This is a genomic window from Variovorax sp. 10L421 (assembly GCF_056395365.1).
The window spans coordinates 131,986-156,416 of sequence record NZ_JBFTJJ010000004.1 but is presented as its reverse complement, the minus strand read 5'-3'; the positions used below and the strand labels follow the sequence as shown (position 1 = coordinate 156,416).

At 68.7% G+C, this 24,431-nt stretch carries 15 protein-coding genes; 9 read left to right on the top strand and 6 right to left on the bottom strand.

Annotated features, from left to right (window positions below):
* Positions 1-4: 4 nt before the first annotated feature.
* From AC1DFC_RS08850 to AC1DFC_RS08840, 3 genes are read right to left on the bottom strand one after another with little or no spacing between them, the layout of a single operon-like run.
* Positions 5-718 (bottom strand): 4'-phosphopantetheinyl transferase family protein, encoded by a 714-nt coding sequence (locus tag AC1DFC_RS08850; RefSeq protein ID WP_007832121.1) that lies wholly within the window; start codon positions 716-718, stop codon positions 5-7.
* 2 nt (positions 719-720) lie between these two features.
* Positions 721-5,718: an amino acid adenylation domain-containing protein gene (locus tag AC1DFC_RS08845; protein ID WP_478179007.1), complete on the bottom strand. Its 4,998-nt coding sequence runs from the start codon at positions 5,716-5,718 to the stop codon at positions 721-723.
* Positions 5,715-13,037 carry an amino acid adenylation domain-containing protein gene (locus tag AC1DFC_RS08840; RefSeq protein ID WP_478179006.1) on the bottom strand — a complete coding sequence of 2,441 codons (7,323 nt, stop codon included), beginning with the start codon at positions 13,035-13,037 and terminating at the stop codon, positions 5,715-5,717. Before AC1DFC_RS08840 ends, AC1DFC_RS08845 begins: the two co-directional genes overlap by 4 nt.
* Before the next feature lie 638 nt (positions 13,038-13,675).
* Here AC1DFC_RS08840 and AC1DFC_RS08835 point away from each other — a divergent pair.
* The 6 genes from AC1DFC_RS08835 (at position 13,676) to AC1DFC_RS08810 (ending at position 20,049) form a co-directional block, all read left to right on the top strand.
* A complete protein-coding gene (locus AC1DFC_RS08835) occupies positions 13,676-14,473 on the top strand; it encodes a class I SAM-dependent methyltransferase (RefSeq protein ID WP_478179005.1) in 798 nt (265 codons plus the stop codon).
* A 99-nt stretch (positions 14,474-14,572) separates the two neighbouring features.
* A complete protein-coding gene (locus tag AC1DFC_RS08830) occupies positions 14,573-15,301 on the top strand; it encodes a peptidoglycan DD-metalloendopeptidase family protein (RefSeq protein ID WP_413331766.1) in 729 nt (242 codons plus the stop codon).
* 104 nt (positions 15,302-15,405) lie between these two features.
* The gene (locus tag AC1DFC_RS08825; protein WP_007832105.1) at positions 15,406-15,588 is read left to right on the top strand and encodes a hypothetical protein; all 183 of its coding nucleotides are present in this window, start codon (positions 15,406-15,408) and stop codon (positions 15,586-15,588) included.
* Positions 15,589-15,698: 110 nt separating this feature from the next.
* Positions 15,699-16,826 (top strand): metallophosphoesterase family protein, encoded by a 1,128-nt coding sequence (locus AC1DFC_RS08820; protein WP_478179004.1) that lies wholly within the window; start codon positions 15,699-15,701, stop codon positions 16,824-16,826.
* Positions 16,823-19,459 (top strand): AAA family ATPase, encoded by a 2,637-nt coding sequence (locus AC1DFC_RS08815; protein ID WP_478179003.1) that lies wholly within the window; start codon positions 16,823-16,825, stop codon positions 19,457-19,459. The genes AC1DFC_RS08820 and AC1DFC_RS08815 overlap by 4 nt, the downstream gene beginning before the upstream one ends.
* 287 nt (positions 19,460-19,746) lie before the next feature.
* Positions 19,747-20,049 carry a hypothetical protein gene (locus tag AC1DFC_RS08810; protein WP_478179002.1) on the top strand — a complete coding sequence of 101 codons (303 nt, stop codon included), beginning with the start codon at positions 19,747-19,749 and terminating at the stop codon, positions 20,047-20,049.
* A 12-nt stretch (positions 20,050-20,061) separates the two neighbouring features.
* On the opposite strand, the gene AC1DFC_RS08805 is transcribed toward AC1DFC_RS08810, so the two are convergent.
* From AC1DFC_RS08805 to AC1DFC_RS08795, 3 genes are all read right to left on the bottom strand, one after another.
* The gene (locus AC1DFC_RS08805; protein ID WP_478179001.1) at positions 20,062-20,388 is read right to left on the bottom strand and encodes a hypothetical protein; all 327 of its coding nucleotides are present in this window, start codon (positions 20,386-20,388) and stop codon (positions 20,062-20,064) included.
* 16 nt (positions 20,389-20,404) lie between these two features.
* Entirely contained in the window at positions 20,405-21,337 is a 933-nt protein-coding gene (locus AC1DFC_RS08800; RefSeq protein WP_478179000.1) for a hypothetical protein, read from the bottom strand.
* A 78-nt stretch (positions 21,338-21,415) separates the two neighbouring features.
* Positions 21,416-22,105, bottom strand: a complete 690-nt coding sequence (locus AC1DFC_RS08795; protein ID WP_478178999.1) for a hypothetical protein — start codon at positions 22,103-22,105, stop codon at positions 21,416-21,418.
* A 624-nt stretch (positions 22,106-22,729) separates the two neighbouring features.
* On the opposite strand from AC1DFC_RS08795, the gene AC1DFC_RS08790 reads away from it, so the two are divergent.
* Genes AC1DFC_RS08790 through cpaB form a run of 3 tightly spaced genes read left to right on the top strand, consistent with a single transcriptional unit; the run spans position 22,730 to position 24,373 of the window.
* Entirely contained in the window at positions 22,730-22,876 is a 147-nt protein-coding gene (locus AC1DFC_RS08790; RefSeq protein ID WP_007832100.1) for a hypothetical protein, read from the top strand.
* Positions 22,877-22,892: 16 nt separating this feature from the next.
* Complete coding sequence (locus AC1DFC_RS08785) at positions 22,893-23,477, top strand: A24 family peptidase (protein ID WP_478178998.1); 585 nt, start codon at positions 22,893-22,895, stop codon at positions 23,475-23,477.
* Between the two features lie 44 nt (positions 23,478-23,521).
* The gene (gene cpaB / locus AC1DFC_RS08780) at positions 23,522-24,373 is read left to right on the top strand and encodes a Flp pilus assembly protein CpaB (RefSeq protein WP_478178997.1); all 852 of its coding nucleotides are present in this window, start codon (positions 23,522-23,524) and stop codon (positions 24,371-24,373) included.
* The last annotated feature ends 58 nt before the right edge of the window (positions 24,374-24,431 follow it).

Below are 24,431 nucleotides of genomic sequence, written 5' to 3'. Positions count from 1 at the left end.
CGGCTCATGCGTGCGCCTCCAGCAACCGCCCCGAACGGCTGGCGCGGGCTTCGGTCTGGCGCCATTCGGCGAGCGAGCCCACGCAGTCGAGCCGCGTGGGCGCCGGCCCCAGAACCAGCCACAGGATGCGGCCGGCCACCAGCAGCTCGACGCTGCGGCAGTCCGGTTCAATGCCCACCTCGAAGCTCTGCGACGACACCAGCAGGCCGACGCCGATGGCCTTCAGGCAGGCTTCCTTGCGGGTCCAGCAGGTCAGGAAGGCCTTGTCGCGCTCGTGCGCGGGCAGGGCGGCCAGCGCTTCCTGTTCGCGCTGCGTGAAATATTCCGCCGCAAGCACCGCCGCGTCGGGCACCGCGCGCAGCAGTTCGACGTCCGCGCCCAGAGGGCCGCGCCCGCCGATGGCCACCAGCGCCAGGCCCTGGCTGTGGCTCAGCGAGAACTGGGTGCGCGTATGGCCCGACAGCGAGGGCTTGCCGAACGAGCCGGTGGCCAGGTGCAGTGCAGCGTGATGCAGGCCGGTGTACTCGCAGAGCGCTTGCCGCAGGGCGACGTGCGCGGCCACGAAACGCTGGCGGTCGATGGGAAACCGCAAGCTGGCGGCGCGCGCGCACTCTTCCTCCGACAGGATCTGCGCGGGAGGAAGCGCAGGGAAGCTGTCCAGGTCGACATACCGGCAGATCGGCGCGTCGATGGAAAGTGCGTAGTCGGAGTTGTCCATGATCACCCCTTGCGCAGCCAGCTGCCGAGGGCGCCCAAAAGGCCGCCGCGCTGCGCATGTCCGGCCGTGTCGGCGGCCAGTTCCGCGAGGTCGGACGGCACGCCCTGCGGCGCGGCCTGCGCCGACGAGGCGATCTGCCCGAGGTTTTCGAACAGATAGCGCCGCGGCTCCACGCGGTGCCCCAGCGTCTGTGCCGCCTGCTGCACGGCGCGCAGCACCAGCAGCGAGTCGCCGCCGAGGTCGAAGAAGTTGTCGCTGGCGCGGATCTCGCTCACGTCGATGCCGATCACGCCGGCCCAGATCTGGGCGAGCTGCGCGTGCTCGGGGCTGAGCAGGCCTTGCCTGGCCTTGCGCTCGTCGCCGTTGGCGGCGCCGGCCGGCGCGCCCTTGTCCGTGTCGCCGGTGGCCAGCTTGCGCAGGTAGAGCGCGCTGGCCGAGCCTTCAGTGCTGGCGATCTCCGCGAGCGTGGCGCCCGGGTGGTCCGCGACGCGGCGCAGCACCTCGAGGTAGCGCTCGCGCATCTGGGCGCCGGTCTCGCGCAGGTACACGTCGGCGTTGTAGATCAGCGCGCCTTCGAGGCCGTGCGGCTTGTCCATCAGCCACACGCCGATGTCGTCGGTGGCGCCATGCTGCATCACGTGCATCTGGCGGGTCTGCAGGCTGCCGATGGAGCGCGAGCGTTCGCGCGCGTCCTGGAACGAGAACATCGACTGGTAGGGACCCGAGGTCTTGATCTGCCCCGCATAGCCCGGCTCGGCCATCAGGCGCTCGAACGGCACTTGCTGGTTGTTCATCATCGACAGCAGCTCCTGCTTCACGTAGTGCATGAAGCCGGGCAGCGGCAGCGCCATGTCCACCGCGAGCGAGACCGGCAGCACGTTGTTGAAGTAGCCCATGACGTCTTCCGTCTCGGCCTGCTGGCGACCGCGCACCGGGTTGGCGATTACGATGGCGTCGTTGCCGGTCACCTGGGCCATGGTCAGCGCGTAGACGCCGAAGGTCAGCATGCTGAGCGTCACGTCCATGTCGCGCGCGATCTCGCGCAGCCGCTGTGTGCTTTGCAGGTCGATGCTGATCCAGTGCGCGCCGCCCTGGCCGCTCTTGCCCGCGCGGCGCGGCATGTCGGTCACGGGCGGCCGCACGGCCTTCGCGCCTTCGAGCCGGCCGCGCCAGAACGCGAGCTGTTCCTCGCAGGCGGGCTCGGTCATCCACTTCTCCAGCCACTCGGCATAGTCCCCGTGGGTGGTGGCGAGTGCGGGCAGGTTGTGCGGACGGCCGCGCTCGGCGGCGTCGTAGAGCGCGGCCAGTTCGCGCTGCATCAGGTCGAAGGACCAGCCGTCCCAGATCAGGTGGTGCGGCACGAACATGAAGACGTGCTCGTTGTCGTCGACCTGGAACAGGGTCGCGTGCATCATCGGCGCGCTGTGGATGTCGATCGGCCGGTCCGCCAGCTCCTGCATGCGCTCGGCCAGCTCGGCCTCGCGCTGGTCGGCCGGCAGGCCGCGCAGGTCGACCAGCGGCAGGGCGAATTCCACGGACTCCGCGATCAGCTGCACCGGCTTGCCGCTTTGCTGGTCGATGTCCATGCGGGTGCGCAGCGAGGGCTGGCGCCGGATCACTTCGCGCAGCACGCCTTCGAAGCGCGTTGCATCGAGCTGCCCGATCAGCCGCTGCGCCGAAGGCGCGTTGTAGACCGAGCGGCCCGGGTGCAACTGCTCCATGAAGCGGATGCGCTCCTGCGAAAGCGTCAGCGGCGCGCTACGGCGCTCCGGGCGGCATGCAATGGGAGCCTGCAGCCCGACGCCCGCGCCCTGCAGGCCCTGGATCGCCGCGGCCAGCTTCCCGGCCGTGGGCGACTCGAACAGCGAACGCAGCGGCAGCGTGACCTGGAACTCGCGGCTCAACAGCGTGGTGAGCCGCGCGGCCAGCAGCGAATGGCCGCCCACGGTGAAGAAGTTGTCGTCCATGTCGAGGCCCGGCAGGCTCAGCACCTTCTCCATGATCGCGAGCACCTTGCGCTCGTGGTCGTTGCACGGGCCGGCGCCTCGCCGCACCTCCTCGCGCGCGGCCGCCTGCGGCGGCGGCAGCGAGACGCGGTCGACCTTGCCGTTCGGCAGCGTGGGCAGGGCATCGAGCGTCACCACGTGCTGCGGCAGCATGAAGGCCGGCAGGTGCTTGCGCAGGTGCACCATCAGCGCATCGAGGTCGAAGCCGGCGTCCGGCATCAGGGCAAGGTAGGCCACCAGGCGCACGTCGCCGGGGTTGTCCTCGCGCGCAACGACCACGCTGCGCGAAACGCCCGCAACCTCGCAGCAGCGCACCTCGATCTCGCCGGGCTCGATGCGGTAGCCGCGCACCTTGACCTGGAAGTCGAGCCGGCCGAGGTGGTCGAGCAGCCCGTCGTTGCGCCAGCGGCCGCGGTCGCCCGAGCGGTACACCCTCTTCGCGGTGCCGAAGATGCGCACCGTGACGAAGCGCTCGGCGGTCAGCTCTGGACGATCGAGGTAGCCCAGGGAGACACCTTCGCCGGCGATGCAGATCTCGCCCGGCACGCCGATGGGGCAGGGCTGCAGTTCGGCATCGAGGATCCAGATCTCGGTGTTGTCGACCGGCCGGCCGATCGACACGCCGCGCGACGCGACCTCTTCGGGGCGAACGTGCCAGGCTGTGGAGTACACCGTGGTCTCGGTCGGCCCATAGCCGTTCCACAGGCCCTCCATGCGTTCGCACAGCGCCAGAGCCATGCTCGGACGCAGCGCCTCGCCACCGGTCCAGCCGCGAAAGCCGGGGGCGCCGCCGGCCCACTGGGCATCGAGCAGGAGCTGCCACATGCCGGGCGTGGCCTGCAGGAGCGTGATCTGCTCCTGGTCGAGCGCCTGTCCCAGGCGATTGCCGTCCATCGCGATCTCGCGCTGCACCATCACGAGTTCGGCGCCAGCCGCCAGCGGCAGCAGCAGGTCGGGTATGGCCATGTCGAACGACAGGGTGGTGACGGCGGCGATCCGGTCGGCCGGGCCGACGTCCGATTCGCGCTGCATCCACTGCAGCAGGTGCGCCACGCCCCGATGATGGACGATGACGCCCTTGGGCAAGCCGGTCGAGCCGGAGGTGTAGATCACATAGCAGGCGTCTTCGGGCCCCGGGTCGTCCGTGCTCGACGGCAGGGTCTCGCCGGCAAGCTGCCGCCATGAGGTGTCGCGGTCGATCTCGAAGATCCGCTGGCCCGCGTCGGCGCACCAGTGGCGCGGCGCCACGGCGACGTCCGACGAGGTCAGCATCAGGCTGAGCCGGGCGTCGCTGGCGTAGTGGTCGAGCCGCGCCTGCGGAAAGGCCGGATCGAGCGGCACGTAGGACGCGCCCGCCTTCAGGATGCCCAGCATCGCCACGACCATTTCCAGGCTGCGCTCCAGGCACAGCCCCACGCGCTGGCCGCGGCCCACGCCGCGCGCGTGCAATGCACGCGCCATGCGGTTCGACAGCGCATCGAGTTCGCCGTAACTGCAGCTTCGCGCGCCATCGCGCACCGCCGGGTGATCGGGCTGCCGAGGCACGCGCGCGACAAAACCGGCATGCGCCAGCGGCATGCCGACCAGCGGAACGCGCGCGGGCTGCAGCGCGATCAGCGAACGCGCGGCGTCGACGGACAGCACTTCGAGCCGGCCGACCGTTTCGTCCGGCTTGTGCGAGCCCGACTGCAGCACGCACTCGAACATGTCCAGCCAGCGCTGTACGCTGACGTCGTCGAACAGGTCGGTGTTGTACTGCGCCTCCACCATCAGGCCGCCATCGAGCGGGCGCAGGTTCAGGAACAGTTCGAAGTTCTCGTAGCGGCGGGGGATGGTGTCCTGTGCCACGTCGAGGCTCGTGAACGCCTCGGCGCTGCTCGCCACGTCGGGGTCGACGTTGAACGCCACGCTCACCAGCGGCAGCCGGCTCGGATCGCGCTCGAGCGACAACTGGCCCAGCAGCGCGCCATAGGTGAGCGCCTGGTGGTCGAAGGCGTCGAGCACGGCGGTGTTGCATTCGTCCATCAGCGCGTCGAAGCGCATGCCGGCGTGCGTGGCGATGCGCAGCGGCAGCAGGTTCACGCAATGGCCGACCAGTCCGGGCACGTCATGCGCGAGCTGGCCCGACGCCGGCACGCCTACGACGATGTCTTCCTGGCCCGTGAGACGGTGCAGCGTCGCGACGAAGCCGCTGAGCAGGCCGGTGAACAGGCTGGCGCCGGCCTTGGTGCTCGTCACGCGCAGGGTGCCGACGAGGCGCTTGTCGAGCAGGCGCTCGGTGCGGCGCGAATTGAAGGTGCGTGCGGCCGGACGCGGACGGTCCAGCGGCAGGTCGAGCACCGGCTGCACGCTGCCGGGGAAGCGCCCGAGCCAGTAGTCCACGTGCGCCTGCATGTCGGGATGCGCGGCCGCGGCGGCTTCCTCGGCGGCGAAGTCGGCGAAGAGCGGCGCGGCCCTGAGCTTCAGCCCGGTGCCGTTCTGCTCGGCATACAGGTGGCCCAGCTGCTCGGTGATGACACCCCAGGACCAGCCGTCGCAGACCACGTGGTGCGCCGACATCACGAGTTCGTGCTCCGCATTGCCGAGGCGGTACAGCACGGCGCGAAACAGCGGGCCATGTTCGAGCGAGAAGGGCGTGCACACCGCTTGGCCATGGGCCGAGCGCAGCGCCTGCGCGCGGGCTTCAGGCTCGAGCCCGCTCAGGTCTTGCCGGGTCAGGACGTTCCCGCCCGGATGGCTGACCAGCATGCAGGTGCCGTCCGGCGAGATCGTGGCGCGCAAGGCCTGGTGGCGTTCGAGCAGCCGGTCCATGGCACGCGCCAGGGCCTCCTCGTCCAGCGCGCCGCGCAGGCGCAGCAGGACCGATTCGTTGTAGGCCATCGAGGCCTCGGTGCTCAGGGTTGCGCCGAGCCAGACTTCGCGTTGCGATTCCGTCGTGGGAATGATGCATTCGATGGCACCGTCGCTGACGGTGGGCTTGAAAACGGCGTTCATGCTGCGGCCTTTCCATTGAAGATGTGCTGGCTGGGGGTGGGCGCGCCGGGCACGTACCAGAAGGGCTGGCCGTCGATGTCGCGGGCCAGCACCGAGCCTTCCTCGGTCGGCTTGTGCGCGTCGAAGCCGGCGATGGCCACGGCGCGGCGCGGCAGGAACCCGGATTCCTGCATCTCGGCGACCGATTCCTTGAATGCGCTCTGGATGAATGCGATGTCCTCGGCGCTGTGCGCGCTCGTGAGGAAGCACGGGAAGTTGTCCAGGATGTGCACGCCGCGGCTGCGCATCATTGCGAACAACAGGTCCTGCAGCGGGTGGTCCTCGAGCCAGCTCACGCGCCACAGCGACGCGAAGTGGCGGATCTCGACGGGCGCGCCGACTTCCCTGCACCAGCCCGAGAGCTCGGCGGCCATGGCGGCGGTGCTGCCATTGAGGCCGGCCTGCAGCGCGGGCCCGGCTTCCTTCAGGTGGGTGAGCGAGGCCCTGGCCGCGGCGAGCGCGAGCGGATGGCGCACGAAGGTGCCGGCGAAGTAGGTCACCCCCACGCCGGGGATCGAGTCGTCGCCGTACTGCCAGGCGCCACCGTCGAGCGCGTCCATGAACTCGCGCTTGCCGGCGATCACACCGACCGGGAAGCCCCCGCCGATCACCTTGCCGTAGGTGGCAAGGTCGGCGCGCACGCCGAACAGTTCCTGGGCGCCGCCCAGCGCGGTGCGAAAACCGGTGATGACCTCGTCGAAGATCAGGCAGCAGCCGCTCTTCGCGGTGATGTCGCGCACCTCGTGCAGGAACTCGCGCGGCTGGAAGTCGGGGCGGCGGCTTTGCACCGGCTCGGCCAGCACGGCGGCCAGGTCGTCGGCGTTCTCGCGGATGAACGCCAGCGCCTCGGGCGTGCCGTAGTCGAGCACGCGGATGTCGCCGAACATGCCGCTCATCACGCCCGGCGCTGCCGACAGGCCCTTGCCGCCCTTGCCGGCGCGCACCAGCACCTCGTCGAAGGTGCCGTGGTAGGAGCCGGTGAACACCACCACAGTGCTGCGGCCGGTGACGGTGCGCGCGATGCGCAGCGCGGCCATCACGGCTTCGGAGCCGGTGTTGCACAGGCCGGCGCGGTCGCTGCCCGTGAGCTCGCAGATGAGCGCCGTGACCTCGGCCGCCAGCGGGTGCTGCGGGCCGATCTCATAGCCCTGGTCGAGCTGCCTGCGCACGGCCTCCTGCACGAAGTCGGGCTGCCAGCCGAACATGTTCATGCCGAAGCCGTTGAGCGCGTCGACGTATTCGTTGCCGTCGAGGTCCCACATCTTCGAACCCTTGGAGCGCTCGATGACGATCTGGTAGGTGATCTCCTTCGTGATCGGGCGGAAGCCGTTGACCACGCGCGGGTCGGCCATGTGGGGGCGGTTGGCGTCGGTGAAGTCCTTGCTCTTGCGCGTGCGCTCGACATAGCGCCGGATGAAGGCGGCGAGGCGTGCCTTCTGGCGGCCGCTGGGTTCGGCCATGCGCTGGGTGTGGATGCGCGCGATGGCGCCGAAGGCCTTGGACACGTCGTAGCGCACCGGCTCCTTCTGCGCGGGCTCCTCGGACGGAACTGCAGCCACCGGCTGGACCGGCACGGCCTGCAGCGTCATCAGCGGCGCGGCCGGCGCCGCACCCGACAGCAGTGCGAGCTGCTGGCGCATCAGTTCCATCTGCTGCGCAATCAGCTGGGACAACTGTGCGTCGCCCGCGGCACCGCCTTGCATCGGCATGTACACGGGCATCGGCTGGCGCGGCGCGGCCTGCGGCACGGCGACAGCACTTTCCACCGGCGCTGCCACGACGGCGGGTGCAACGGCCGGCGCAGGCGCTGCCTCAGGCGGCAGGCTCTCGCGCAGGAAGGCCGAGAGCGAGTCGAAGCAGCGGTATTTCTCCATCAGCTGACGGAAGCTGAGGTTGACCTTGAAGTGCTTCTTGATCTGCGTGGCCGCCTGGGTCAGCGTGAGCGAATCCAGGCCCAGCTCGCCGAAGGGCGCGTGTCCCTCCGCCTGTGCCATGTCGAGGCCGGAGATGTCCTCGAACAGGGTGCGCAGGCGTGCGTCCATGGACGAGGCGGGAGGGGGAAGAGGCGAGGGCGTTGCTGCTGCGGTCACGATCGGCTCCAGGGGAATGGATGGAATGAAAGAGGCAGGGGCCGCGACGGCGGCGCTGACGGATGCGGTCGCGGTGGAAAGGGGGAGAAGGGTGGGAGCGGCGATGTCGACCCAGAAGCGCTTGCGCTCGAACGGCGTGGTGGGCAGGCACACGCGCTGGGCGCCGTTGCGTGCAGCGAGGCGCGACAGCTCGACCTCGGCGCCGCAGGTCCACAGGCGGCCCAACGCCAGCCGCAGGGTGCGAGCCTCTTCGGCCGGCTCGCCGTGCAGCAGCGGTACGACGCTGCCCGCGCCGTGCTGGCGCACCAGCGTGGAAAGCATGTTGCGCGGGCCGGCTTCCACGAACAGCGGGTTTGCCGTCTGCGCCATCGCGCAGCGTACGGCTGGCGAGAAGCGCACGGTTTCGCGCAAGTGCCGGGCCCAGTAGGCCGGGCTGGTGGCTTCGGTGTCTTCGAGCGGTTGGCCGGTCAGCGTCGAGTAGATCGGCGTCTGCGGCGCACGCAGCGCCACCTTGCCGACCAGTGCCTCGAAGGGCGCGACGGCCGCGTCCATCATGGCGGAGTGGAAGGCATGCGAGGTCTGAAGCGGACGGGCCGGAATGCCATCCGCTTCCAGCGCCGCCTGCAGCGCCGCGATGGCATCGAAGGGGCCGGCGGCGACGCAGGCCGCCGGGCCGTTCTCGGCGGCGAGCGACAGCTGCGGGCCGAGCCGGCCGGCCAGTTCGGCCGCGCCCAGGCGCACCGACAGCATCGCGCCCGCTGGCTGGGCCTGCATGAGCGCACCGCGGCGGGCCACGAGCCGGGCAGCGTCTTCGAGCCGCATCACGCCCGCGAGCACGGCCGCGACGAATTCGCCGACGCTGTGGCCGATCAGCGCATGCGGCCGCGCACCCAGCGCCAGCAGCCGCCGCGCGAGCGCGTATTCGAGCGTGAAGATCGCGGGCTGCGTGACGGCCGTGGGCACCAGCGACTGCGCGTCGCCGGAGAACATGCGCTCGCGCAGGTCGAAATCGGTCGCCCCGTCGAAAGCGGCCATGCAGTCGTCGAACGCGGCGGCGAACACCGGGTCGTTCGCGCGGAGGTTCTTGCCCATGCCTGCGTACTGCGCGCCCTGCCCGGGGAACATCAGCACGAGCTGCGGTGCACGCGAGGCGGTGCGGCCGCTGGCGCGGCTGGGCGAGTCGGCGCTGCGCAGGGCCGCGATGGCTTCGGCCGTTCCGCTGGCCACCACTGCGCGGCGGAAGGTGTGGGCCTTGCGGCCGACCGCGAGGGTGTGGGCCACGTCTGCCAGCGGCAGTTCGGGGTGCGCCTCGAGGTGCGCCGCGAGCTGCTCGGTGGCTGTGTCGAGCGCGGCCTCGGAGCGCGCCGACAGCGGCAGCACGTGGTCGCCCGCCGCCGCCGGCGAGGCCTGCCGCGGTGGCGCTTCTTCGACTATCACGTGCGCGTTGGTGCCGCCGACGCCGAAGGAACTGACGCCTGCGCGGCGCGGCTGGTCGGCGCGCGGCCACGGCTGCAGGCTCGCCGTGACGTGGAAGGGTGTGCGCGCGAAGTCGATCGCCGGGTTCGGCGCGCTGAAATGCACGGTCGGCGGAATCTGTTCGTAGTGCAGCGCCAGTGCCGTCTTGATGAGACCGGCAGCGCCGGCCGCCGTGACCATGTGGCCGACGTTGCTCTTGAGCGAGCCGAGCGTGCAGTAGCCGAGCGCGTCGGTGTGCTCGGCATAGGCACAGGCCAGCGCCTCGACCTCGATCGGGTCGCCCATCGGCGTGGCGGTGCCGTGAGCCTCCACGTAAGAGATGCTGCGTGCATCGACGTCGGCCGCCGCGAGCGCGGCGCGGATCACCGCCGCCTGCCCGTCGACGCTGGGCGCCGTGAAGCTGGCCTTGGAGCCGCCGTCGTTGTTCACGCAGGCGCTGCGCAGCACGGCGTAGATGGTGTCGCCATCGGCCTGCGCGTCGGCCAGCCGCTTGAGCAGCACCACGGCCGCGCCGTCGCTGAAGACCGTGCCACGGGCCTGTGCGTCGAAGCTGCGCGTGTGGCCGTCGGGCGAGAGCATCGAGCCCTCGTTGTAGAGATAGCCGCTGCGCGGCGGGCAGTTGACCGATGCGCCGCCGGCGAGCGCCATGTAGCACTGGCCCGTGCGCAGCGCGTGGAAGGCGTGGGCTACGGCCACGAGCGAGGTCGAGCAGGCGGTATGCACGCTGACGGCCGGGCCGGTGAGGTTGAGCCGGTTCGCCACCCGCGTGGTGATGTAGTCCTTCTCGTTGGCCAGCATCACCTGGAATTCGCCGACCGGCTCCACGAGGTCGGGCCGGGTGCTCACGTGGCGCTGGAAGTAGGTCGCGTTGTACATGCCGGCATACACGCCGACCGGGCCCGGCGCGGCATCGGGCACGTAGCCGGCGCGCTCCAGGCATTCCCAGCAGATCTCGAGGAACACGCGCTGCTGCGGGTCCATCAGCTGCGCTTCCTTCGGGCTGATGCCGAAGAAGGCAGCGTCGAAGTCCTCGATGCCGTCGATCACGCCGCGTGCGCGAACGTAGGACGGGTCGCTGCGCAGGGCCTCGCTCACGCCGGCGTCGAGCGTGGCGTCGTCGAAGAAGCTGATGGTGTCGCGCCCGGCAACGAGGTTGTCCCAGAACTGCTCGACGTCGGCCGCGCCGGGAAAGCGTCCGGCGGTGGCAACCAGGGCGATGGCGTCGTGAATGCCGGCGTCCGGCCGCGCTGCAAGGGTGGCCGCTGTGGTCGGTCGATCCTCCGAGACGACCACAGCGGCCGAGGCGGGCAGATCACCCGCCTGCTGCATCCGCGCACCCATCGCTTTTGGCGTGGGATTGCGGAAGAAAAGGTTGGTCGACAACGGCAGGCCGGTGCCGCGCTGCAGGTCGGCGAGCACCTGCAGCACCAGCAGCGAATCGCCGCCGAGGTCGAAGAAGTTGTCGTTGCGCCCGACCTTCGAGATGTGCAGTGCGCGGGCGAAGGCCTCGCACACCTGCTGTTCGACGGTGTCGCGCGCTTCCTCGAAGGGCTGGGCGAGTTCGGGGCGTTCGTCGGCCGGCTCGGGCAGCGCCCTGCGGTCGAGCTTGCCATTCGGCGTGACGGGCAACTGCGCGAGCCATACCTGGGCGGCGGGAATCAACGCCGCGGGCAGGCGGGCCGCGAGGTGCGCACGCAGGGCGTCCCACGAAACCTTCTGTGAGCGCGCGACGAGATAGGCCACAAGGCGTAGCTGGCCGCTCTCGTCGGGCCGCGCGACCACGGCGCAGGACTGGATGTCCGGGTGGGCGAGGATCGCGGCCTCGACCTCGCCGGTCTCGATGCGGTGGCCGTGGATCTTCACCTGGCCGTCGCGGCGTCCGATGAACTCGACGGTGCCGTCGGGCAGCCAGCGCGCGAGGTCGCCGGTGCGGTAGAGCCGTTCGTCCGTACCGCCGAAGGGGTCGGGCACGAAGCGTTCGGCATTGAGCGCGGGCTGCCGCAGGTAGCCGCGGGCCAGGCCGTGGCCGCCGATGCACAGTTCTCCCACGAAGCCCGTCGGCAGCAGTGCCATCGAGGGGCTCAGCACGCGCAGCACGGTGTCCTTGATGGGACGCCCGAGCGGAATCGAACGCAGGTCTTCCGGCAGCGGCGACGCGATGCGGTGCGTGGCCGCGAAGGTCGTGCACTCGGTGGGGCCGTAGCCGTTGCTCAGCGTGAGGCCGGGCAGGGCCGCCAGCGCGCGCCGCACGTGCGGCACCGACAGCGCTTCGCCGCCGGTGAACAGGTGCCGCAGGCCCGAGAGATGGGCCGGGTCGTCGTCGATCACGGCGTTGAACAGCGCGGCGGTGAGCCATGCCGTGTGCACGTCGTGGCGCGCGATGGTGCGCGCGAGGCCGGCACCGGTGGGCACGCGCTCTTCGTGGACCACGCAGCAGCCACCGTTGAGCAGCGGACCCCATATTTCGAGCGTGGCCGCGTCGAAGCCCAGCGGCGCCGCGTGCAGCATGGCGCGGCCCGGAGCGAGCGCGACGTAGTCCACGCCCACCACCAGCCGCAGGATCGACCGGTGGCAGATCTCGATGCCCTTGGGCGTGCCCGTCGAGCCCGAGGTGTACATGACGTAGGCCACCGATTCGGCGTCGATCGCCGGCGGGTTCCATGCACTTCGATTTGTCTTGTCTTCGTACTCGTCGAGCAGCAAAACGCCCTGGTGGGGGGGGACCAGGTGGTGGTGCGCCTGCATGGTGAGCACGTGCTGCGCACGCGCCTCGCCGAGCATGTAGGCGATCCGATCGGGCGGGAAATCGGTGGGCACCGGCACGTAGGCGCCGCCAGCCTTGAGGATGCCGAGCTGGGCCACGATGGCGGCCATCGAGCGGTCGAGCAGCAGGCCGACCCCGTCGCCGCTGCGAACGCCCAGGCACTGGAGGCGCCGCGCGAGTTCGTCGGATTGCCGGTCGAGTTCGCCGTAGCTCATTTGCGCATCGCCTTGTGCGATGGCAATGGCATCGGGGGCGGCCGCGGCCTGGCGGCTGAACACGCCGGTTACCGTGGTGACAGGGTCCACCGGGGCGAGGGCGGTGTTCCAGGCTGCGAGCTGATCGGCGCGGTCGGTGCTCGGCAGCGTGCGGATGTCGTCGAGGGCGGCATCGGGATGCTCCAGCAGGTCCTGGGCGGTGTCGGCAAGGGCAGCGAGCAACTGTTCGATTGCGGCGGCGTCCATCGAGCCCGCGGCTGCATCTATATGAAGCAATGCCGAAGCGGTGTCGAAGCGCAGCCGCACGGGAGCGTCGGCGTGGACCTCTTCGCGCAGCCAGAGCGAGTCCGGTGGCGCAATGGGCTGCGGTGAGTGCGACGCTGCGCGGCGGGCGAGGTCCAGTTCAGCCAGCCAGGTACCCGCGGCCTTGGTGGCGTCGAACGCGACGGTGGTCGTGCAGCGCGCCGGGGCAACGCCCGCCTCGTGCAGCACGGGCCAGAGGCTTCCGAGCCAGCGCGACTGCAGCAGCAGCCATGCGCCCGCGAAGAGGGCATCCGGCAGCTGGCCGGTGACGGCGAGCCATTGGCTCCAGCGCCGGGCAAAGCCGGGCTCAAGCGCCAGCGAACCGGTGCAGCCTCCGGCCGGTCCTGCCGGCTTGCATCGCGGCCCGAACAGGTCTTCCAGGGCGAGACCCGGAGAGCTTTCCTGCGGCTGCGAAATACTTCGAATTTCCATTTGAATATCCCGGAAGCAATACAATGGAAGCAATTGGGCAAATGGAATTTCCATTTGCCCAATTAATGAGGGAGCATCTGTTGTGTTCTTTTCGTGACTTCATACTAGGAGCTTTCTACCGGCCGATGTGGGTACTTTATGGTTAGGTTACAAACAGATATGGTTATTTCTAAAACGTACTACCCGAATCATCCAGTTTGAGGTAACTGATGCGGGATTTAGGGGGCGCAAGCCTGTGCGCGAGCCACTTTCGAAGGTCAAAAGGCGGGGCTGAAGCGGGGTACTCCTGGGGAGAAATGCCGAAATTCCGGGGCAAAGCGCGTTGCATGGGGCGGCCTGGCGTGAGCGCGTTGGTCTCGCGTCCGCTCTCTGTAGTCATGCGAAAAACGGGGCGCCTTTGCTGTCGAAAAATGAAACATCCTCCCGGCGGCGGCTGTTATCAATTCACCCCGTCTGTAACCGGATAAAAAATAACTGTACAAAACCTTGGATTTGAAAAGACTGAAAGAAGCACCCGATTCCGCGCGAATCAATTCTTTCCAAGGTCGAAAATGCTTTACGAAATCCTATTGCCAGATGTTGCCCTGACGCCTTGCGAACACTATTGGAAATCAATTCTCCCGAACAATTCAGACGCATTGACCGCCAATGCCACATATTTCGGCAATGCGGCCTGGGCGCAGGAATATCTGGACTTCTGTCACCGCGATGCCCACTTTCGCAGCCGCTGGCTCGCCGCCGGGGGCGAATGGACGGACAAGGTCGTCATCGACCTGGGTTGCGGGCCTGGCAATGTCTTCGCCACGCTGGGCGGAAAGCCCCGGCTGCTCATCGGCGTGGACGTGGCCCCGGGCTCGCTGAAGCTGGCTGCGGGCCTCGGCTACACCACGGTGCTGGCGGATGCGGCGCATACGCCGTTCCGCTCGCACGTGGCGGACATCGTGGCCATCAATGCCACCCTGCACCACTGCGACGACATGACGGCGGTGCTGCGGGAAGGCGCCCGCCTGGTGAAGCCTGACGGCATCCTGATCACCGATCACGATCCCCAGCTGACGGCATGGGACTACAAGGGTCTGGCCAGGCTGTTGTGGGACGCGCGGCTGTGGGTCTACCGCATGACAGGGCGCGGTTTCCACAAGACCGGCAGCCAGCAGTCGTGGGGGCTGAAGACCGAGGTGCATCACCGGCCCGGCGACGGCGTGACGAAGGAGTTCTTCGAATCCACGCTGCAGCCGCTGGGCTTCGATGTCCGCGTGCATCCGCACAACCACCGGATAGGCGCCGAGGCGCTCGCCGGAGAGCTCGGGCGGGCCCAATGGAAATACCGCATGGGCAATGTGCTGTCCGGCCGCGATCCGGCTTCCCCTGCGAGCGCGCTGTCGTTGATGTGCATCGCAAGGCGCACGGCAGGAGAAGAATCGGAGGCGGGTTGAACGCCCCGCGGCTGCTGGTAGCCTTCCAGGATTCTTCGAACGCGGTCCCCGGAGCACCGGGGAGCGCGAGATTCAGCTCATCAAGGAAGGAATCCGCTAGTGGTTGTGACAGGAAGGAACTGGCGCGCGGGCATTGCGCTGACCGCGGCATTGATGGTGGCAGCGTGCTCCACCTCACCAAAGGCGCCGGTGGCGGGACCGGGCGAGTACGTCGTCCAGCCGGGCGACACGCTCTATCGCATTGCGTCAAAGGCGGGGCGTTCGCCGGGCGAAGTTGCGCGCTGGAACAACCTGCAGGACCCCGATCGGCTCGAGGCGGGGCAGGTGCTGCGCGTGGTTCCGCCGGGCGGCGCATCGTCGGAGCCGCCCGCCGCAAGGAGCGCAGGCGCCGAGCGCCCGGAGCGTTCGAGGCCGCCCCGGGTCGCGGTGCCGGAGCCGGAACCGGCCGCACCACCCGCATCGCGGCGAAGCGACTGGACCTGGCCCGCGCAGGGCCAGGTGATCGCGGGCTTCAACGGCAGCAGCAACAAGGGCATCGACATCGGCGGCAGCCTCGGCGAGCCGGTGATGTCCATCGGCGCGGGCAAGGTGGCCGTGACCGAAACGCTGCGCGGCTACGGCAGCGTGCTCATGGTTGATCACGGCGGCTCCTACATGTCGGTCTATACCAATGTGCGCTCGATGCTGGTGAAGCAGGGCCAGCAGGTGCAAAGGGGCCAGAAGATCGCCGAGATCGGCGGCGCCGACGGCGGGCGCGCGAGGCTCCACTTCGAGATCCGCCACCGCGGCAACGCGGTCGATCCGCGGCAGTACCTGCCTGCGAGGTGACCGCGGCGGGGCGGCCCTCTGGCGAAAGGCATCCCCCGAATTGGTGATATCGCGGCGCCGGTGGAATGCGCAGACTCTCGCCCTCACTCTGAACTGGAGCGGCAATGGAACTCGTGCAGTGGATGTTCCTCATTCTTGGCACCGCGCTGGCGCTGACCACGCAATGGTTCCTGCTTGCGCCCTTCAGTCTCGACTGGCCGCTGCTGCGTGCCCGGATCGCCGAACAGGTCACTCAATCGGCCGCGCTGCTGGAAGAGTGCGCGTCGGGGATCGACTCCAGGCCCTAGCCGCCCGCCTGCCCCCCCAGGGCCGCGCGAAGCTCGACGCGTCCCCGGCCCTCTAAGATGCTCGCTGTTTTAGATGACCTGAAGACGCGAGAGGCAAGGGAGGGCCGCGCATGATTTCTTTGCTTCACACCGCGGACTGGCAGATCGGCCGCGTGTTCTCGCAGTTCGAACCCGACGACGCCGCGGCGCTGTTCGAGGCGCGCTTCAAGGCGGTCGAACTGCTGGCCGGCATCGCCGCCGAACGCCAGGTCGACGCCGTGCTGGTCGCGGGCGACGTGTTCGACCTGCAGACCGTGTCCGACAAGACCATCCGCCGCATGTTCAACGCCATGCAGGGCTTTGCCGGCCCCTGGCTGTTGATTCCGGGCAACCACGATTCCGCTTTGAGCGAATCGGTCTGGAGCCGCGCGCAGCGGCTGGGCGCCATCGCGCCGAACGTCGTCTGCTGCCTGGAGCCCAAGCCTCGCACGGTGGCCGGCAAGTTCACGCTGCTGCCGGCGCCGCTCACGCAGCGCCATACCTACGGCGACCTCACCGACTGGTTTGCCACCGCGCAGGGCGAGGAAGGGCTGCCGCGCATCGGGCTGGCGCACGGCTGCGTGCAGGGCATCCTGTCGGAGGACATCGACTCGGCCAATCCCATCGCGGCAGGGCGCGCCGCGCAGGCGCGGCTCGACTATCTCGCGCTCGGCGACTGGCACGGCACCCGGCAGATCGACGAGCGCACCTGGTATGCGGGCACGCCCGAGACCGACCGCTTCAGGGCCAACGATTCGGGGCAGGCGCTGCTCGTGACCATCGCGGAGGCCGGCGCCGTGCCGGCGGTGGAGCCGATTCGCACCGGCCAGTTCGCCTGGCAGCAACTGGAGCCTCGGCTCGCGGTGCCTTCCGACATCGACGAACTGGTGGAGAAGCTGGAGCGCGTCGGCAGCAGCGACGTGCTGCAGCTGCGCGCGCAAGGCGCCTGCGACCTCGGCGGCCACAACAGGCTGGGCGCCGCGCTCGATGCTGCCCGTGCCCGCGCGCGTGCGCTGGTGTGGGACGGCGAGGCCCTGCGGCTGGAGCCGACGGAAGAAGACATCCAGGCGCTGCATGCCGACGGCTTCGTCGGCGAGGCCTTGCAGGAACTGCGCGCGCAGCAGGGCGATGCCGATGCGGAACTGGCGCGCGATGCACTGCTCACGCTGGCCCGCATCCTCGACGCGCAAGGTTCTGCGCGCACCGGAGCCGGCGCATGAAGCTGCAGCGTCTTCGCATCGAGAACTTCAAGCTGTTCCGCGCGCCACTGGAAATCGACGGCTTCACGGACGGGCTGAACCTTTTCGCGGCGCCCAACGAGTCGGGCAAGTCCACCGTCGCCGAGGCCATTCGCGCCGCCTTCTTCGAGCGGCATCGCTCGAGCGCGGTCGAGCACCTGCGGCCGTGGGGAGAAAGTTCGGTGACGCCCACGGTCGAGCTCGACTTCGAACTCGACGGCAAGCCGTGCCGGCTCACCAAGGCCTTCCTCGGCAAGAAGCGCTGCGAGCTCATCATCGACGGCAAGGCCATGGACGGCGCGGTGGCGGAAGACCACCTGGCGTCGCTGCTCGGCTTTCGCTTTCCGGGCAAGGGTGCCAGTACGCCGGAGCACATGGGCATTCCGGGGCTGTTGTGGATCAAGCAGGGCACCTCGCACGACATTGCCGGCGCCGTGGGCTTCGCCAGCGACCACCTGCGCAACGCGCTCGGCGAATCGCTGGGCGAACTGGCTTCCAGCCATGGCGATGCGGTGCTGAAGGCGGTGGAAAGCGAACGCAACGAACTGCTCACCCCCTCGGCCGGAACGCCGCGTGGCGCCTTCGCCGATGCCATCAGGCTGCGCACGGATCTCGAGGCCGAACTCGAACGGCTGCACGCCGACATCGAGGCCTATCGGTCCGGCGTGGACCGCCTGTCCGGCCTGCGCCGCGACCACCAGCGCGACGAAGCCGCGCGGCCCTGGGCGGCATTGCGCGAGCAGCTCGTCGTTGCACAGCAGCGGCTGGACGAAGCCAAGGGGTTGAACGACCGGAAGAACGCGCAGGACGCCGTGCTCAAGCAGGTCGCCGCCCAGGTGAATTCCTGGCGGACCCAGCTGCAGGCGATGGAGCGCGAGGAAGCCACGGTCGTCCTGCGGCAAAGGAACCTGCAGGCGGTTCACGAGGGCCTGGCCAAGGCGTTGGGCGAACTGCAGGCGTGGGAGCCTCGCCACGCGGCAGCGGCGCAGGCCGATGCCGCCGCACGCGAAAATCTGCGCGCGGCGCGGCAGGCAGCTTCGCGCATTGCGCAGGAGAGAGCCGTCGAAAGCCTGGCCGAGCAGCTTGCAGCGCTCGTACAGAGCCACGAGAAGGCAAGGAGCGAGCAGGACAAGGTCTCGCGCCTGCAGGCCGAAGCCCAGGCGCTCGCGGTGCCCGAAGGCGAGCTCAAGCGGCTTCAGCGTTGCGCCGATGCGCTTCGCACGGCACAGGCCAGGCTCGATGCGGTCGCGACGGCCCTGGAGTTCGAACTGCAGCCCGCGGCGAGGGTGCGGGTCGCCGGCATCGAGCTTTCCGGCTCGAAGCGCCAGACCGTCATCGCGCGGACCGACATCGAGATCGAAGGCATCGGCCGCATCACGGTGCTGCCGGGCGGGGCCGACCTGGAGAGCCTCGCCATCGAGCGGGACCGTGCGCGCGACGAAATTGCCGCGCTGCTCCAAAGCCTGCGCGCCGAGAGCGTGGCGGCCGTGGAGGAGCGCGTGCGGCTGCAAGCGCTGCGCAAGGGCGAAGCCGGCGCGGCAGAGGCCGTGCTGGCTGCGCTCGCCCCCAAGGGATTGAGCGCGCTCGCTGCCGACATCGCCATGCGCGAAGCCCGGCTCGCGCAAGCGCGGCAGGTTCTGCAGAACATGCCGCCGGCACCTGTGGCCGGCGCGGCGGTGCCGCCGAGTGCGCAGGCGGAGTCGGAAGAGAGCGCCGCGCGTGCCGCGCTGGAGGCCGCATCCGCAGCGCTCAACGACGCCAAGATCGCTGCCGGCAATGCGCGGGAGCAGGTCAGGGCGGCCGGGGATGAACTCGCGGCGGTGAAAGCCACGCTGGACGACCCGATGCGCGCCTCCCGCAAGGCGGAGGCCGGCGCAGCCCTGACGGATGCGCTGGCACAGCAATCGGCCCTGCAGTACAAGGTCGCCGAACTCGCACAGCAGTTGCAGACCGTCAACCTGCCCGTGCTCGCGCAGGACGTGGAACGGCTGGAGCGCAGCGCAAGGCAAGCCGAAGCCACGCACAGCCAGCGGGCCAACGAGATCACCCGGCTCGAGGTCGAACTGGAAACCAGGGGCGCGCTGGGCCAGGAAGAAGCAGCGTCGGAGAAGCAGCGCGAACTCGAGCATGCCGCGCGGCGCTGCACCGAACTCGAACGCCGTGCGAAGGCGCTGGACCACCTGCTGAAGCTGTTGCGCGAGAAGCGCTCGGCCCTGGCGCGGCGCCTGCGCGCGCCGCTGCAGAAGCACCTCGACCACTACCTGCAGATTCTTTTTCCCGGTGCACAGGTCGAGGTCGGCGACGACCTCTCGCCGGGCCGCATCACGCGGCAGGGCTTGCGCGGCGCCCAGAGCGGGGACTTCGCGGAACTCAGCGTGGGCGCACGGGAGCAGATGGGCGTCGTCGCCCGGCTGGCCTATGCGGACCTGCTGAAGGAAGCGAGCAAGCCGACCCTGCTCATCCTCGACGATGCCCTGGTCAACACCGACGAAGAGCGTCTGCGGCAAATGAAGCGGGTGCTGTACGACGCGGCGGCGCGGCACCAGATCCTGGTCTTCAGCTGTCACCCCGACGCCTGGCGTGATCTGGGCGTGGTGGCGCGAAGCATTCCCTGAGGCTGCCGGGTCACGCTGTTCGCGTGGCTATACTGCGCCGGTCACGTCAAAAAGAGGCGTGATCGGGCTTGGACTCCCGTTGAAATCGCTGCGACGCAAGCCGCAGTCACCCCGCAGGGTCTGCGGCTTCGTCGTTCGTGCTTCCAGTTTTGGCGGCTCGATGGGCGGGCGCGAGCCCGGCCGGTTTCACGCAAGTGGTTTCCCGGTAGTCCAACCCGTCGAGCCGCCGCCCCCGCTTGGACTCGGGTGCGTCGGTTTCAGCAAACCGAAACCCTTGGAGCCCACTCATGGCTGTATCCGCGCGCGCCTCTTCCCCTTCCGAATCTTCCGCCTCACAGAGCGCTGAGCTGCTCGCGCTGCAGCTGTGCGACGACATCGGCAGCCTTCAGTCGATGCATCGCGCGTATGCGTGCCTCGAAAAGCTCATCGTCCAGCAAGGGGTGAGCGATACGCAGGAGGTCTATCCGAGCCGAGAGGAACTTGCAGCGCTGGTGGGCGTGGTCAACGAGGAACTGCAACGGCGAATCGAAGCGGCAGACGCCACGGCGCAATCACTGCGCGCCGGCCTCGGAAAAGGGGGCACGCCGTGAATGCGCTCCCGGCTACTTGTTCGCCGGCACGAAGAAAAGATATTCACCGCGCCCCAGCTCGGGCGTGATCGTGTAGCCCGCACACAGGTCTTCCGTGCACTGGATGACGATCACGCGCGGCCAGATGGTCGCCGCCGTGGGAAAGCCCGGCAGGTACTGCGGCACGTGCCACACGCCGAGGGAGCCGACCGGCTGCGCGTTTTCGGTGCCCCGTGCGTTCTGCAGGCCGCTGCCCATATTCATCCGCTCGACGCGCAGCGTGGGCTGCACGGCAGCGGGCGCCGCAGAGCTTGCCGCGCAGCAGGCCGCCAGCCAGAGGAGGAGTACGGTCCTGGTCATTTGGCGCTCCGTGCGGTCATTGCGCGGCGGATGCCGGACGCGGTGCGGCCGCGATGTCGTCGACCCGCTGGTCCAGCATGAGCGATGCGGCACGGATGGACGCCACTTCGCCCGGATCGATCGGCGTCACCGTGGCGCTGACGACGGGCATCGTGACCGCTGCGACGGACTCTTCCGGGACAGCCGCAGCCTGCGGTTGCTGCGGGGCAGGCGCGACTTCCGCGACAGGCGCGGGCGGTGCCGGCAGCGGGGCAGCGGAAGGTGTGGGCACGGGCAGTGCTGCCGGGGCGGCAGGAGGAATGACGGCCACGGGCTGTGGAGTCACCGGCATCGGTGCTGGCGCGGGAGGGGGCGCCGGTACCACGACAGCCACCGGACGCGGTGGCGCGGCGGGTGCCCCGCTTGCCGATGCCTGCGGCCCATAGGCCGTCACGCGCTCGTCCGCCGTCATCGACTGCGGGCACTTGGTGCCTGTCATCTCCAGCGCTGCCATGGCCGCTGGGTCCATGCAGTCCATGGCGAGCGACGCGGCCTTCATGCCCTTGTTCCAGAGTTCGCGGCTCATCTTGAGGCGCTTGCAGTGCTCGTCCGTCCAGGTGGTGCCGAAGCTCAGTCCGACGCCCGGGCCGTTCGCGCTGGCGCTCGAGCTGCCCATGCAGGTGTCGTTGCTCGTCGTCAGGTTGGGGCCATTGACCGACGGCACGTTCTTGATCGTGTAGCTGCCGCGATAGTCGACGGTGTTCGTCGTCGCACCCGTGTTGTTGACGTTCTGGTTGCTGGTCATCGTCGACTGGGTGGTCACGCTCGCGGGACTCGCGAACGTCACCGACTGGCTGTTGCCCTGGGCCGATGTCGTGGCCGTGCTGGACGCACCGCTGTTGCTGTTGGTCTGTTGGGCGGTGGCCGCCGCGGACACCGTCATCAACGCGAGAAAAAGCAGTCTCTTCATTTTTCGACTCCTTTGAGGGACCGGGAAAGGGCATCTGCCCCTCCCCGTTTCCAGGTTCAGCACCGATGTGAGCGAGGCTCAGGGAGCCGATGCGGTTGCGCCTGCGCCAGCTGCCCCGTTGGTGCCGCCACCATTGGTGAAACCGCCAGCGTTGCCGAAGGCGATGTTGGTCACGCCGAAGGAGCCGCCGATCGAGCCCGCCGTCGCCGAGGTGGTCGTGCCGTTGACGAAGCCATTGACGGCGCCGGAGGAGGCGCTGTAGCCCGACGTTGTGCCCGAGGTCCGCGTCACGATGGCAAGGCCGCCGCCAGGGCCTGCGGCCGTTGCGGCCGTGTTGTTGGTCGAGGAGGTGGCTGCGCCGCCTGCACCGCCGCTGATGGGGTTCGATCCGCCCGCGCTGTAGTTGGCGTTGGAAGCCGCGCCTGCGTTGGCCGACGCATTGGCGCCGCCTGCTGCGAGGCCGTTGCCGGTCGTCGCGGCCACGCTGGTCACGCTGCCCTGGGTGGTTGCCGAACCGCTTGCCGATGCGCCGCCGACACGCAGGCCCGGGAAGCTGACCGCGCCGCCTGCCGCATGGGCAGTGGCCGATGAGCTGGAATTGGCCGCGTTGTAGCTGAATGCGCTTCCGGTGCCGGAACTGGCCGCCACCGAGCCTGCAGAACTGGAGGAGCCAGTCGTCGTGCTGGTCGCAGCAAGCGCCGTGGTGCTGGTTGCCGAGGCAACGCTTCCAATCAGGACCACTGCGATCGCGATGAGAGTCTTCTTCATGATGCTTCCTCGAAAGATGGTGAAACGAACCCGATCACCGAACGATCCGGCTATCGGCTGTCGATCAGTGGCGGGGTTTAAGTGCTTTCGCCATGACCGAGGTGCAGTTTCTGCGTCGGGGAAGCGACGAAGAATGCCCTGTGCTGGGTAGCACGAGGCTATGGCGAAAGGCATGGGTGAGTCCTTTCCCGGTGGGGCGGAAAAATACTCCCGCCATACGGTGGCCGCGAGAGAAATGCGGCATTCGACGACCGGTCAGGTAGATAGAAACCGGATGAAAGCGAAGTAATTGAATTTGCTGCCCGCCGTCGATGTCCTCCCCGTGCCAACGCCGAGACGAGCCCGGCGCGCTCTCGGCGGCATCCCTGAATTCGCCGAACCTTCGCAACACGGTCGCCAATGGCGCCTTCCTGCCAACTGGCCATCGACTGGTTGTCACGCTGCACCAGAGCGTTTTGTCATGCTCCCGCCCTGCACGGGCAGGGCGCTTGACTCCCCCAAGAAAGGGCGCTTCGCTCATGTGCGCGAACGGCGTGATTCCTAAAGTCATCCCCAGGCCGAACGCTTCTGCCCATACCGGGCAAACAGGCAGTTCAGGCCGGCAACGACAACCGGGGAACACACATGCAAACGCTCGCACTGCCGCCGAGACTCTTCATGAACCTGCTGCGCGAAGACGCAGGCATGTCACTCATGGAGTTCGCACTGATCGGTGCGCTCGTGGTGGTCGTGTGCCTGCTCCTGTGGCTCGCCATCCGGCGCAGCGCCTGAACCCGCGGAGCCCACCATGCAGGAATTCAACGCCGTTCTCGAACTGCTGGGAATGCTGGTTTCCGACGTTCGCATGCTCGCGCTCTTCGCGCTGCTCGGCGTGGCCGCCGTCAGCGACTGGCGCTTCTACCGCATTCCCAACTGGCTGACCTTCGGTGGCGCGCTCTTCGCGCTCATCGCCGGAACGCTTGCGGCCCGCACGCCCACCGTGGGCGCATTGAGCGCATTCGGCGGACTGGCCGTGGGCTTCGGCGCAATGCTGACGTTCTATGTGATCGGGATCATGGGTGCCGGCGACGTCAAGCTGATGGCGATGGCAGGTGCCTTCCTCGGGCCCCAGCAGACGCTGATGGCCGTGCTCTGCACTTTCATCGTCGGCGGCGTGGTGGCCCTGGCCTTCGCGATCCATCGGCGCCGCCTCGGGCACATGCTGGCCAATGTCAAGGCTGCGGCACAGGGCATGGCGGTCTCCAGCATCGTGGGAGTTCGTCCCACCGGGCACGTTTCGGCGGAGCAGTCCGTCGGAAAGCTGCCCTACGGAATCTGCATTGCGGCGGGCACGGTGATCAACGTGCTTGCGCACCAGCTGGGCTACGTCTAGCCCTTTCATTCATCCACCAATTTCTCATCCAACGCGAGGTTCACATGAAGAACATCAAGGCGCTCGGGCTGATCTTTCTGGCCTTGCTCACAGGGCTGGCCGCCGCGGTCTATGCGACCGGGTGGATATCGCGGCAAGGCGGAATCGCTTCCAACAAGGTGGTCGTGGCCGCCGTCGACATCGAACTGGGCAGCCGCGTCAACGCGCAGATGCTCTCAACGGTCGACTGGCCCGCTGGCTCCATACCGAGCGGCTCGTTCAGCGACATCAAGGCGCTGAACGACCGCGTGGTGAAGGTCGGCGTGCTGCGCGGCGAAGCGATCATGGAAGGCAAGCTGGCGCCGGTGGGCACCCAGGGCGGGCTGTCGGCGGTGATCGCCAGCGGCAAGCGGGCCATGACGGTGCGCGTCAACGACGTGGTCGGCGTTGCCGGCTTCGCATTGCCGGGCAACTACGTCGACGTGATGGTCAACGCCCAGCAGGACAAGGACAAGGCCAAGGGCGAGCAGAACAGCCAGATCAGCAAGACCGTGCTGGAGAAGGTCCTGGTGCTGGCGGTTGCACAAGAGGCCAATCGCGACGACACCAAGCCGAAGGTGGTGAGCGCCGTGACGCTGGAGCTCTCGCTCGAGGATTCCGAGAAGCTCGACTTGGCACGCAGCGTGGGAACCCTGTCGCTCGTGCTGCGCAACCAGATGGACAAGACCACCGTCGCAACGGGCGGCATCACCAAGGGCCAGTTGTTCGGCGAGAAGGAAATCATGCCGATCGCCACCACGGTGGCGGCGGCGGCGCCGGCCCGGCCGCGAGTGGCGCGCACCGGCCCTGCCATGGCGCCTGCGTCCCAGTGCGTGGAAGTGATCCAGAACGCCACTCGCTCTCTCGCCTGCTTCTGATCCAAACCTCCAGGAGGAACACCAAGTGCACTATCTCTCTCCCACCCCCGCCTGGTTG